This window comes from Falsirhodobacter xinxiangensis (assembly GCF_004959935.1).
Classification (GTDB): Bacteria; Pseudomonadota; Alphaproteobacteria; order Rhodobacterales; family Rhodobacteraceae; genus Falsirhodobacter; species Falsirhodobacter xinxiangensis.
The window spans coordinates 1-11,872 of record NZ_SMYN01000037.1 but is presented as its reverse complement, the minus strand read 5'-3'; the positions used below and the strand labels follow the sequence as shown (position 1 = coordinate 11,872).

At 62.6% G+C, this 11,872-nt stretch carries 11 protein-coding genes, 1 tRNA gene, 1 pseudogene and 1 riboswitch; of the genes and pseudogenes, 5 read left to right on the top strand and 8 right to left on the bottom strand.

Annotation, left to right across the window (positions count from 1 at the left end):
- Positions 1 to 355 precede the first annotated feature (355 nt).
- From E2K76_RS19515 to rpmH, 8 genes are all read right to left on the bottom strand, one after another.
- The gene (locus E2K76_RS19515) at positions 356 to 664 is read right to left on the bottom strand and encodes a hypothetical protein (RefSeq protein WP_136686110.1); all 309 of its coding nucleotides are present in this window, start codon (positions 662 to 664) and stop codon (positions 356 to 358) included.
- Positions 661 to 1,374 (bottom strand): MOSC domain-containing protein, encoded by a 714-nt coding sequence (locus tag E2K76_RS19510; RefSeq protein WP_136686109.1) that lies wholly within the window; start codon positions 1,372 to 1,374, stop codon positions 661 to 663. Before E2K76_RS19510 ends, E2K76_RS19515 begins: the two co-directional genes overlap by 4 nt.
- Positions 1,371 to 3,179 (bottom strand): membrane protein insertase YidC, encoded by a 1,809-nt coding sequence (gene yidC / locus E2K76_RS19505; protein ID WP_136686108.1) that lies wholly within the window; start codon positions 3,177 to 3,179, stop codon positions 1,371 to 1,373. Before yidC ends, E2K76_RS19510 begins: the two co-directional genes overlap by 4 nt.
- A gap of 98 nt (positions 3,180 to 3,277) precedes the next feature.
- Entirely contained in the window at positions 3,278 to 4,789 is a 1,512-nt protein-coding gene (locus tag E2K76_RS19500; RefSeq protein ID WP_136686107.1) for a putative bifunctional diguanylate cyclase/phosphodiesterase, read from the bottom strand.
- Between the two features lie 56 nt (positions 4,790 to 4,845).
- The gene (gene ttcA / locus E2K76_RS19495) at positions 4,846 to 5,721 is read right to left on the bottom strand and encodes a tRNA 2-thiocytidine(32) synthetase TtcA (protein ID WP_136686106.1); all 876 of its coding nucleotides are present in this window, start codon (positions 5,719 to 5,721) and stop codon (positions 4,846 to 4,848) included.
- A 4-nt stretch (positions 5,722 to 5,725) separates the two neighbouring features.
- Complete coding sequence (gene yidD, locus E2K76_RS19490; protein ID WP_136686105.1) at positions 5,726 to 5,953, bottom strand: membrane protein insertion efficiency factor YidD; 228 nt, start codon at positions 5,951 to 5,953, stop codon at positions 5,726 to 5,728.
- Complete coding sequence (gene rnpA, locus E2K76_RS19485; RefSeq protein ID WP_136686104.1) at positions 5,950 to 6,321, bottom strand: ribonuclease P protein component; 372 nt, start codon at positions 6,319 to 6,321, stop codon at positions 5,950 to 5,952. Before rnpA ends, yidD begins: the two co-directional genes overlap by 4 nt.
- Before the next feature lie 18 nt (positions 6,322 to 6,339).
- Positions 6,340 to 6,474: a 50S ribosomal protein L34 gene (rpmH, locus tag E2K76_RS19480; protein WP_008032609.1), complete on the bottom strand. Its 135-nt coding sequence runs from the start codon at positions 6,472 to 6,474 to the stop codon at positions 6,340 to 6,342.
- A 196-nt stretch (positions 6,475 to 6,670) separates the two neighbouring features.
- Here rpmH and E2K76_RS19475 point away from each other — a divergent pair, with 196 nt between their 5' ends.
- The 5 genes and pseudogenes from E2K76_RS19475 to E2K76_RS19455 all read left to right on the top strand — a co-directional run.
- Positions 6,671 to 8,080 (top strand): sensor histidine kinase, encoded by a 1,410-nt coding sequence (locus E2K76_RS19475; protein ID WP_246033032.1) that lies wholly within the window; start codon positions 6,671 to 6,673, stop codon positions 8,078 to 8,080.
- A 69-nt stretch (positions 8,081 to 8,149) separates the two neighbouring features.
- Positions 8,150 to 8,226: transfer RNA gene (locus tag E2K76_RS19470), tRNA-Arg, on the top strand.
- A gap of 657 nt (positions 8,227 to 8,883) precedes the next feature.
- A riboswitch (cobalamin riboswitch) is annotated at positions 8,884 to 9,082 on the top strand.
- A gap of 128 nt (positions 9,083 to 9,210) precedes the next feature.
- Positions 9,211 to 10,194 (top strand): DUF1852 domain-containing protein, encoded by a 984-nt coding sequence (locus E2K76_RS19465; RefSeq protein WP_136686102.1) that lies wholly within the window; start codon positions 9,211 to 9,213, stop codon positions 10,192 to 10,194.
- 28 nt (positions 10,195 to 10,222) lie between these two features.
- The gene (locus E2K76_RS19460) at positions 10,223 to 11,251 is read left to right on the top strand and encodes a methionine synthase (RefSeq protein ID WP_136686101.1); all 1,029 of its coding nucleotides are present in this window, start codon (positions 10,223 to 10,225) and stop codon (positions 11,249 to 11,251) included.
- Positions 11,252 to 11,540: 289 nt separating this feature from the next.
- Positions 11,541 to 11,872, top strand: a pseudogene (locus E2K76_RS19455) (transposase); the annotation flags it as partial.

Sequence of the window (11,872 nt, the reverse complement as noted above, 5' to 3'; positions counted from 1 at the left end):
AGAGGCCTGAAATCAATGGGTCTGGAGCCTAGGCAAGATAAGCATGATGCAGCGACGCATAGCCGCGGTCATAATCAAGAATGCTAAGCTTCGTCGCGATCAATTCTTTGCAACACTTTGCAGCCCTCGCCAGGGCATCATCATGTTTGGAATTCAATGCGACGAAACTATCGGCATCAGCAGTGTAGGCCGATTCGGCGATATCTGTGTGGGCTCGGTGCTTTTCGTCAGATTCGACAAAGCTGTCTACGTCGGCAGTGTCTCCGCCCGTGGACGTCCCTAAAATTGCAGCGAGCGTATCTTAAAAGATAGCGTTACTTATGCGATAGGCGAAATTTCGCGCGTGAGTGAGCGTTTACTCACAATAACTTAGTGCTATGCCGGAAAAGGGCAGGAAGGTCGAAAAGCCGCCCATCGCATGGTTCGCGCCATTCATCACGATGCGAATACCGGAAGCGAAGGCGCCGAAGGCACCGATCCGCAGCCGATCGCCGACGAAATCGAAATGATGCAGCACGTTGTCGTCGAAGAAGCGTTCCGGCCCGGCAGGATCGTCGTAATAGCTGAAGGGACCCACATCGACATTCGGGCGGCCCGCCGCCAGCGGACGCAGGAAGACGATGCGCGGATGGGCCGGGACCGGATGCAGGACGTCGGGGTTCATACCGCGATCCTGCCGCCCCGGATCACGGTGGCATAGACGCCGAAATCGCGATGGCCGAAATGGTCGGACAGCCCCTTCAGGGTGTCGGCGTCGATCTGACCGGTTTCGGGATTGGCCATGGTGGCGCGGCAGCGGGTGATACGCTCCTCGATCCGCAGGACGGCATCGCCGATGACGATTTCCTGTCCGATCATGTCCCATTCGGCCCAAGGCTCCAGCCCGTCCAGCCACAGGTTCCCGCGCCAGCGGTGGATCGACAGATCCGTGCCCATCTTCGCCGACAGATCGGCCAGCGAGGAAAGCGACAGGATCGACACCGACGGAAACTCGCTGTCGGTCATGCCGCGCCCGGCGCTGACGATCCTGGCCGATTGCGCGCGGTCTTCCGGCATCAGCGGACGGACCCAGTCCTGAAACCGGGCCGGGTCGTCATCGGGTCGGAAGGTCAGGTCGGGGCGGTTCGGATGGTGAAGCGTGATCGTCCGCGATGATTCGTCCAGTCTGCAGGTGATCGCCATCAGGGCAGGGGCCTTCGCCCCGCGCGAGAAGTTGGCGCAGCGGTTCCAACCCTCCGTCAGCTTCGCCGCCTCGTGCGCGACGGCCCAGTGGCGGTCGAACGGCAGACAGGCCCCTTCGGAAAGCAAAACGGACGCGAGTTCTTCGCGTCCGTGTGCCTTGATCGGGTGCCGAAAGATACGGCTCAGGATCATTTCTTGCCTTTCTTCACCGCAGCGGGCTCGGGCTTCTTGCGTTTGAACCCACCGCGGATGTTCCCGAACAGGTCGGGCCGTTTTCCGTGGCTGGCCATGATGATGTATTGCTGGCTGAACGTGATCAGGTTGTTCGTGATCCAGTAAAGCACGAGGCCCGAGGCGAAGCTGCCCAACATGAACATGAACACCCACGGCATCCATGCGAAGATCATCTGCTGTGCCGGATCGGTGGGTGCCGGGTTCAGCTTCTGTTGCAGCCACATCGAGATGCCCAGCAGGATCGGCAGCACGCCGATGAAGATCATCGCCATGATCGTGCCATGTTCCGGCGTGCCCCAGGGCAGCAGTCCGAACAGGTTGTAGAGCGAGGAGCTGTCCGGGGCCGAAAGGTCGTTCAGCCAGCCGAAGAAGGGCGCGTGCCGAAGCTCGATCGTGACGAGGATCACCTTGTAGAGCGAGAAGAAGATCGGGATCTGGATCAGGATCGGAAGGCAGCCCGCAGCCGGGTTCACCTTCTTTTCCTTATACAGCGCCATCATCTCTTTCTGCAGCTTCTGGCGGTCGTCGCCCGCGCGCTCCTTCAGCGCCTCCATCTCGGGCTGAAGCTCCTTCATTCGCGCCATCGAGACGTAGGATTTATAGGCCAGCGGCAACACCAGCGCCTTCAGCAGGAAGGTCAGCGCGATGATCGCGACGCCCATGTTGCCGATATGCTGGTTCAACCAGTGCAGCACGGCGAAGATCGGCTTCGTCAGGAAGAAGAACCAGCCCCAGTCGATGGAATCGATGAAACCGGCGATGCCTTCGTCGTTCTGGTAATGACGGATGGTGGCCCATTCCTTCGCACCCGCGAACACGCGCGAAGCGTTTTCGATCGTGGTGCCCGGCGCGACGGTCATGACGGGCTGACGCGTTTCGGTGGTGTAGATGTCGGCGGAGGCGACGTATTTCGCGACGGCGGTGAAGGGCTGGCCCTGTGCGGGAACCAGCGTCGTCATCCAGTATTTGTCGGTAAAGCCGATCCAGCCATCGACGGTTGCTTCCATCACCTCGGCATTCGCGCCTTCGCGCTGGATGACGGGCAGGTCGCGGACGCCGCTGTATTTCGTTTCGGTCAGCTCGCCATCGGTGCGGCCCACGACGCCTTCATGCAGCACGAAGAAGTTCTGCAGGTCCAGCGGCTCGCCATGGCGCGCGATCATGCCATAGGGCGCGAGGCTCTGTTCCGCACCCGAGGTGTTCTCCACCCGGTCGGTGACGGTGAACATATACTGCTCGTCCACCGCGATGGTGCGGGTGAAGACCAGACCCGCCGGGCTGTTCCATTGCAGAACGACCGGGGTAGTGGGGGTCAGCGTCTCGCCGCCCGTCAGCGTCCATTCGGTGTTCGCACCTGGAACGTCGTCGAAATCCAGCGATCCCGCTGGCGCCCAGCCTTGCAGCGCGTAATAGGCGTTGGGCTGGCCCACCGGCGACAGAAGGCGCACGTTGTCGGACGCATCGTCCAGCGTGACGTGGTAATCCTTCAGCAGCAGATCGTCGATCCGTCCGCCCAGCATCGAGATGGAGCCGCGCAGGTCCGGCGTGTCGATGGCGACGCGCGCGGCCTCTGCCATGGCTGCCTGTTCGGGTGCGTCGGCGGTGGTCGTCGGTGCGATCGGCTGGTCCGGCGTCGCGGTGATGACGTCGGGCGACGCGGGATCGTTCGCCTGCTGCTCTGGCGGGAACAGCCAGAACCAGCCCAGCATCACCACGATGCTCAGCGCGATCGCGAGAAGCAGATTCTTGTTTTGATCTTCCATTGGCGACCGCCACCTTTTCCAGTCCAAGGTCAGTGGCGGTTCAACAGAAGGGGGGCCGAAAGGTCAAGCGATTTTCCCCCTGCGCCCCCCGCCATGCATCAAAGCTGCGTGGGAATTTCCATCGGAACGAGCCTTGCGCGGTGGTTGGCGATCCAGGCCAGCGTATCTTCGAACGGCATGGGGCGCGCGATGCCGAAGCCCTGAACATGCCCGCAGCCCAGCCGCGCCAGCATCGCCTGCTCGCCTTCGCCCTCCACCCCTTCGGCAAGGGTGCCAAGGCCGAGACGTTCGGCCAAGGACAGGATGGCGGCGACGATGCGCTGCTGTTCACGATCCTCGTCCACGCGCGATACGAAGCTTCGGTCGATCTTCAGCCGGCGAACGGCGAAACGGCGGATATTGGTGATCGAGGCATGGCCGGTGCCGAAATCGTCCAGATCGATCCCGCAGCCCATCCGCGACAGTTCCGAAATGTTGCGCACGATCAGGTCATTGTCGGTATGGGCGACGACCGTCTCCAGCACCTCGACCGACAGGCGTTCGGGTTCGAGGTCATGGCGGTCGAGTTCCCACCGCAGCTTGTCGGTCAGGGCAGGGTTGCGCAGTTCGGCGGCCGAGAAGTTGACCGCGACCGTCGGCACCGCCATTCCCGCCGCGTCCCATTTCTTCAACGCGGTCAGGCTTTGGGCCAGCATCACCTCGCCCAGCCGTTCGGTCAGGCCCGCGGCGTCCAGTGCGGGCAGGAACTCGGCCGGTGGCACGATGCCGCGGGTGGGGTGATACCAGCGGGCCAGCGCCTCGAACCCCGTGACGGACCCGGTTTCGGTGCAGACCTGTGGCTGGAAATGGGGGCGGATCTGGCCGCTGTCCAGGGCATGTTCCAACGCCTCGCGCAGCGAATCCCGGTCGATCCGGGTGCGCGCAATCTCGGCCGAATAGGCGCGGATGGCGCCGGGGCCGTGGCGCAGCGCATCGTCGGCGGCAACCTGTGCGGCATCCAGTAGCGACGCCGCATCCCGGCCCGGCGCGCGGTCCAGCGAGCAGAAGCCGATGGAGCAGGACAAATGAATCCGCGCCGACTGCAATTCGAAGGGCGGCGCAAAGGCCGCCTGAAGCCGCGCCGCAAGCTGGATCAGCGATTCGATGTCCAGACGCCGCACGGGGGCCAGCGCCACGGCAAAGCCGCCGCCTTCAAGCCGTGCCACCACATCCTCGTATCGCAGGGCGCGGCAGAGGCGTTCGGCGGCGCGTGCAAGGATTTCGGTCTGGGCAGCACGGCCATGTTGGTCCACCAGCTCTGCCGCGTCATCGATCTGCACCACGAGGCAGGCGGTTGCGCGGGTGCTGCTGTCGGACAGTGCTGCGTCCAATGCGCGCAGCACCTGCGGGCGGGGGGCGATCTGCGAAATGTCGTCCACCATGACGCTTCCGTGTTCCTGCCGCAGCAGCATCAGCGCGAAGATCAGCGTCGGCTGGCCGATGGCCAAGGCTATCAACGCCCGTTCCCCACCCAGCCAGAAGGCGGCAAGCATGAACAAGGGCTGGACCGCCAGCACCTCCGGGCGTCGCAGCAGTGCACGCAGCGCCCCCGGTCGCATCTCCAACCCCATCGCATCGATCCTCTTGCCTGATGCCGCGAAGCTAGGACCGAGGGCTGAGGCGAAAGTTAATTTTCCCCTTTGAGTTGCGGAGGATTTTCCGCAAATCCTTCAGGTTTCGCTCCGGCCATCAGGCCGGCGAAATCGAACAGCGACGGGTCCAGAAGATGCGATGGGCGCGCGTTCATCAGGCTGCGGAACATCACCTGACGGCGGCCGGGCGATCGCGCCTCCCACCCGTCAAGCAGTTGTTTCACCTGCTGCCTTTGCAGCCCTTCCTGCGATCCGCACAGATCGCAGGGGATGATGGGATAGTTCATCGCAGTCGCGAATTTCTCGCAATCGGCCTCGGCCACGAAGGCAAGCGGGCGATAGACGAACAGATCGCCATCCTCGTTCAGAAGCTTCGGCGGCATGGTCGCAAGCCGCCCGCCGTGGAACAGGTTCATGAAGAAGGTCTCGAGGATGTCGTCGCGGTGATGGCCCAGGACCACCGCCGAGCAGCCTTCCTCGCGCGCGATTCGATAGAGGTTCCCCCGCCGCAGGCGCGAACACAGAGCACACATCGTCCGGCCCTGCGGCACCTTGTCGACCACGATGGAATAGGTGTCCTGAAACTCGATCCGGTGGGGCACGCCCATCTTCGCAAGGAATTCCGGCAGCACGGTCGCGGGGAAGTTCGGCTGCCCCTGATCCAGATTGCAGGCCAGTATGTCCACCGGCAGCAGCCCGCGCCATTGCAATTCGGTCAGCACGGCCAGCAAAGTATAGCTGTCCTTGCCGCCCGAAAGGCAGACCAGCCAGCGGTCACCGCGCCGGATCATGCCGTAAGTCTCCATCGCCTCGCGCACCTCGCGCACCAACCGTTTCCGAAGCTTCTTGAACTCGGTCGTGGCGGGGGCGCCGTGGAACAGCGGGTGGATGTCGTCAGCGTCGTCCAGCATGGGATCAGTCCTTTTCCGGCACCGGATCATAACCCGAGCCGCCCCAGGGGTGGCAACGGCAAAGGCGGCGCGTGGTCAGCCAACCGCCGCGCACCGCGCCATGCCGTTCCAGCGCCTCCAGCGCATAGACGGAACAGGTCGGCTGGAACCGGCAGCCATGGCCGACCCAGGGCGACAGCAGCAGCCGATAGGCGCGGACGGGCAGGGCGACCAGATGCGCCAGCGGCGTCATGCGTGAATCTTGCGGATCGCGCGGCGCAGGTCTTCCAGCAGCAGGGCGAAGTCACGCTCGACAGTCGCGCCGGGTTTGCCGACCAGAACGTAATCCCAACCGGAATGACCGACGCCCGGCAGCACCAGCCGCGCCACTTCGCGCAGGCGGCGTTTCGCACGGTTGCGGGTGACCGCATTGCCCAGCTTCTTCGAGCAGGTATAGCCGATGCGGATGCCGTCGCCGCCACGCTCGCGCGCTTGCAGTAGGAACCCGGGTGCGCTTTGCCGACGTGCCTGCGCAGCCCGCAGAAAATCCGCGCGCTGTGTCAGCATGGTCAGCGGATATGACAAAACCGCCGGGTTTTCATGTTCCGGCGGCATCGTCATAACGCGGTCCAGAAGCTATCAGGCCGAAAGCTTCTTGCGGCCCTTGGCGCGGCGAGCGGCCAGAACCAGACGGCCACCTTTGGTTGCCATACGTGCGCGGAACCCGTGGCGACGAGCGCGGACCAGGTTCGACGGTTGAAAAGTGCGCTTCATCGCGAAACTCCATCAGACGGGTGGCCCGAAACCGACAGGGATTCGAAAGGGCCTCTTGTTCGAAGCCCGCTCAATAGGGATGCCTTGGGCCCAAGTCAACCGCAAAACCCCTTGGGCCGTTGCGATGCGCGTGCCGAAGCCTATGTTTTTCCGGCGCGTCTTGCTATCCCTTCAGGACGCTGAACGGGGAATTGACGTGAAGATCGGTCGAACAGGCTTTTTCGGCTCGCTTTCAGGGCGGTTCCTGATTCTGACGATCGCCTTCGTGCTGTTGGCCGAGGTGCTGATCTTCGTGCCCTCCATCGCACGGTTCCGCGAAGGGTATATGCAGCTTCGGCTGGAAAAGGCGCAGATCGCGTCCCTGTCGCTGCTGACCACGGACGAGAACCTGTCGCCGGAACTGGAGGCCGAACTGCTGGCCAATGCGGGCGTCTATAACGTCGTGCTGCGGCGGGACGAGATCCGGCAGCTTGTCCTGTCATCGCCCATCCCCGAGCCGATCCACGAGACGTTCGATCTGCGCACCATCGGTCATGCGGGCCTGATCCGCGACGCGCTGGAACTGCTGGCCGACCGCGAGAACCGAATCGTGCGCGTGATCGGCAGCCCGGTCGAACAGGGCGGCACGCTGATCGAGGTGGCGATGGACACGAAGCCGCTGCGTCAGGCGATGCTGGATTACAGCCGCCGGATCATCGGCATCTCGGCCGTGATCTCGATCCTGACGGCGGCGATCCTGTTCATCGCAGTGCGCAAGATGATGGTGCTGCCGATCCGCCGGGTGGTCCATCACATGACCGTCTATGCCGAAGCGCCCGAGGATGCCCGCCGGATGATCGAGCCGACCGCCGATGTGCACGAGTTGCGCGAGGCCGAGGAGGCGCTGAAGTCGATGCAGACGCAGTTGACCTCGGCGCTGCGGCAAAAGGAACGTCTGGCCCAGCTTGGCAGCGCAGTCGCCAAGATCAGCCACGATCTGCGCAACATCCTGACCTCGGCCCAACTGTTCGCGGACCGGATCGGCAACAGCGCCGACCCGGTGGTGGCACGGGCAGCGCCCAAGCTGGTGAACTCCATCACCCGCGCGGTGTCCCTGTGCGAGACCACGCTGGCCTTCGGCAAGGCCGAGGAGCCGCCCCCCTCGCTGACCCGGTTCTCGCTGCGGATGCTGGTGGACGAGGTGCTGGAGGCCGAGTTTCCCGAGGAAGGTCCCGTCGCCCCGGTTCTGGACGTGCCCGCAGGCGTGATGGTGCGCGCGGACCGCGAGCAGATCTATCGCGTGCTTTCGAACCTCGTGCGGAACGCCAAGCAGGCCATTGACGCCACCGGAAATGCCGGCAGCGTCGAGATCGCTGGCGGAGAGGCGGATGTCGAATGGTGGATTCGCGTCGGCGATACCGGCCCCGGCCTGCCACCCAAAGCGCGCGAGCATCTGTTCACCGCGTTCCAGGGCGGCGCGCGCAAGGGTGGCTCGGGCCTTGGTCTTGCGATCGCGTCCGAACTGGTGCGCGGCCATGGTGGAAAGCTGGAGCTTTTGCAGACGGGCGAGACGGGGACCGAGTTCCTGATCCGCCTGCCCAAAGCCGAAGGACTGGCCGAGTTGTGAAGGTTTTTTCACGCCATGCGCTTTTTGCCCTTGCGGCCCCCCGGCCACATCGGTAAATCCCCCCTCAACGGACCCGTAGCTCAGCTGGATAGAGCATCAGACTACGAATCTGAGGGTCGGGCGTTCGAATCGCTCCGGGTCCGCCATCAGAACATTATGTTGAGTGTCAGAGATTTCCAGCCCAAGGGCGGATTTCCAACCCAATCCGACATTTCCGCTCGTGCCCTTCCATTCCGCCAAGTGGCGAAGCCATCAGTGCTTTTCACTTTGGATGACCTCATGTCATCCGAAGGGCAAAGCAGGGTGGGCGCAGCCCGACCTGCGGCCGGACTGTGATCTGACACACGGGGCCGGAGCGGTGAAATTGGGAGGGGCCCGCGCCCTGGCGCGGGAGGAACCGGATTTCTCCGTGGAGGCTGACGCGCAGCGGCACCAGAGCCCGTGTTCAGATTGCTGGCCGGATGGCAGGCGGACCAAGCAAACAGAAAAGCTGTCAGCCGTGCCAGAGCGAAGCGGAGGCGCGGCTGTCCATCGGGTCAGCGATCGCGGCCACTACCGCGATCTCCGCTATAGCTTCCGAGGCGACAGGGCAGGGGCGTAGGATAAAAAGAGCCCAAAGCTGCCGCTTGATGTGCTAGGATGTATGCCTGCATAGTTAAACTGATTCATCCAAAGCTGACAGTCGTTTTGATGGCGATTTGAATGGGCGTTGAAAAGTATCGCATCACTCATGTCCTCACCCTCATACTGATCATGAATATTTCCACCTCTGCCTCACATTGACTTGGGCCGCATTCCGTCCGACTTTGGCGAAAGATCAAGGTGCCGGGGGAAGCCTCGGGTAAAAGGGAATCCGGTCCGGCCGTGGCCAAATCCGGAGCTGCCCCCGCAACTGTTGGCGGAGAGCCTGTCCAATATGCCACTGGCGCTACTTTGCGTCGGGAAGGCCGGATAAGGCGACGACCCGCAAGTCAGGAAACCTGCCTCGATCGTTCACCTGTTCCGGCCGCGGTGGGCGTGTCGGGCGCGGCCTATCCGCAAGGTGACATTGCCGCCTCCTGACATGCGTCACGGGGATCGTTTGGTTTCACGGTCTGCCGGTCGGCAGGCCCTTCGGAAGGCATGTCGGGATGAGACAGGACCTCAACTATTCCATCAGAAGCATTCGCTTCGACGAAACGTATCAGCCTGGGGACAGCACCCGCGCGACGACCAATTTCGCAAATCTCGCGCGGGGGGAACACCGGCAGGACAATCTGCGCAACGCTTGTGCGATGATTGATACACGTTTCAACGCGCTGGCCAACTGGGACAACCCGAATGGTGATCGCTATTCGGTCGAACTTGATATCCTGTCCGCCGAACTGACAGTAGGCACCGGGGAACGAGTCGAGGCGTTTCCGGTGATCGAAATCCTGAAGCCCATGATCGTGGACCAGACAACCGATGCGCGGATACCCGGCATCGCAGGAAACAACTTTTCCTCTTATGTGCGGGATTACGACTTCAGTATCGTGCTGCCGCAATTCAACAAGGATCGCGCTGATTTTGTTGCCCCCGAGGACTTCGGCGATCTGCACGGCAACCTTTTCAAATGCTTCCTGCGCTCGGACGCCTATCGGCACCATTCCGAGAAGCCCCCGGTCATCTGCCTGAGCGTGTCAACCAGCCGCACCTATCACCGGACGGGCAATCGGCATCCGATCCTCGGCGTTGAATACCGGCAGGACGACCCTTCCTTGACCGACCGGTATTTTGCCAAGATGGGGCTGCGGGTGCGTTACTTCATGCCCCGCGGCAGCGCTGCACCGCTGGCCTTCTATTTCACGGGCGACATTCTGAACGACTATTCCACGTTGGAATTGATCGGCACGATCAGCACGATGGAAACCTTCCAGCGGATCTATCGGCCCGAAATCTACAACGCCAATTCTTCGGCAGGCGCGGTCTATCGGCCCAGCCTGACGCATCCGGACCATTCGCTGGCCCGCATCACCTATGATCGCGACGAGCGCGGCCGCTTGGCTGTCGAGCAGGGGCGATTTGCCGAGGCCCACTTCATCACCCCCTATCGCGATCTTCTTGCGGACTGGTCCGCCCGATGCGCCGCCTGACCCTCCGAACCTGCAAGGACACCCGAACATGGCCAAACTTCTGCCCACCTCTACCGCCGGAAGCCTGCCCAAGCCGTCCTGGCTCGCCCAACCCGAAACCCTGTGGTCGCCTTGGAAACTGCAAGGTGAGGAGCTGACCGAAGGCAAACAAGATGCGCTGCGCGTAGCCCTGAACGACCAGCGCGTGGCGGGGATCGACATCGTGAGCGACGGCGAACAGACCCGCCAGCATTTCGTCACCACCTTCATTGAACATCTGGACGGCGTCGATTTCGAAAAGCGCGAGACCGTCCGCATCCGCAATCGCTACGACGCCAGCGTGCCGACGGTGGTCGGTGCCGTGTCGCGTCCGGAGCCGGTCTTCGTCGAAGATGCCAAATTCCTGCGCGCCCAGACCGATCAGCCGATCAAATGGGCCTTGCCGGGGCCGATGACCATGATCGACACGCTCTATGACGGCCATTACAAAAGCCGCGAAAAGCTGGCGTGGGAGTTCGCCACGATCCTCAACCAGGAGGCCAGAGAGCTACAGGCGGCAGGCGTCGACATCATCCAGTTCGACGAACCCGCCTTCAACGTCTTTTTCGACGAGGTGAACGACTGGGGCATCGCGGCGTTGGAGCGGGCCGCCGAGGGCCTGACCTGCGAGACGGCGGTCCACATCTGCTATGGCTACGGCATCAAGGCCAACACCGACTGGAAGAAAACGCTGGGACACGAATGGCGGCAATACGAAGCGGTGTTCCCGAAGCTGCAGACGTCGAGCATCGACATCGTGTCGCTGGAATGCCAGCACTCGCATGTGCCGATGGATCTGATCGAGCTTCTGCGCGGCAAGAAGGTGATGGTCGGGGCCATCGACGTGGCAACAGGTGCCATCGAGACCCCCGAGGAGGTGGCCGATGTTCTGCGGAAAGCGTTGCAATTCGTTGACGATGACAAGCTCTATCCCTGCACGAATTGCGGAATGGCCCCGCTGTCGCGCAATGTGGCGCAAGGAAAACTGGCAGCCCTCAGCGCCGGGGCCGAGATCGTGCGGCGCGAGCTGTCCGCCTGATCTGCGGTTGGGCTCACCCAAGCCGATACCTCTGCGGGTAATGCCCTCTTGCAGAGGTATCCGAACCCCGAGGTTGCCCCTATGTCGCAACCCGGAGCCCCAGCCTCGAAGAACTTTTTGGCTTATGTCGTCATGTCAGAACCTGCCGCTCTCGCCCCCTTCGACGCCCGCTCCCTTCGGGATTGTTCCGGAAGCTTCGCAACCGGGGTAACGGTCGTTACAACGCGAACGCCCGATGGGGATCACAGTATGACAGCCAGTTCGTTCCTGCCCCTGTCGATCCTCCGTTGGTTTCCATTTTCAAAAGGCAGCAATCAGCACGCTGTCACGACGGCAGAAGACCCTGCAGGTGAACATTCCTTATCGTGGTTCGAACGCCCCCCTGCACCTGCTGGTCGACAGCACCGGGATCAAGGTTGAAGGTGAAGGCCCGCAAGCATGGCAGTTTGAAACGACGCGCTCGCCATTGTCCTCGGACCAATGGCGGCCATGATGGCTCGCGGCGCAAGCTCCACATCGGTATCGACGAGAAACCGCTGGAAATCCGCGCGGCCGAGGTCACCACCAGCAACGTGAGCGATGCGCCCATGCTGCCCGACTTGCTCAACCAGATCCCGCCTG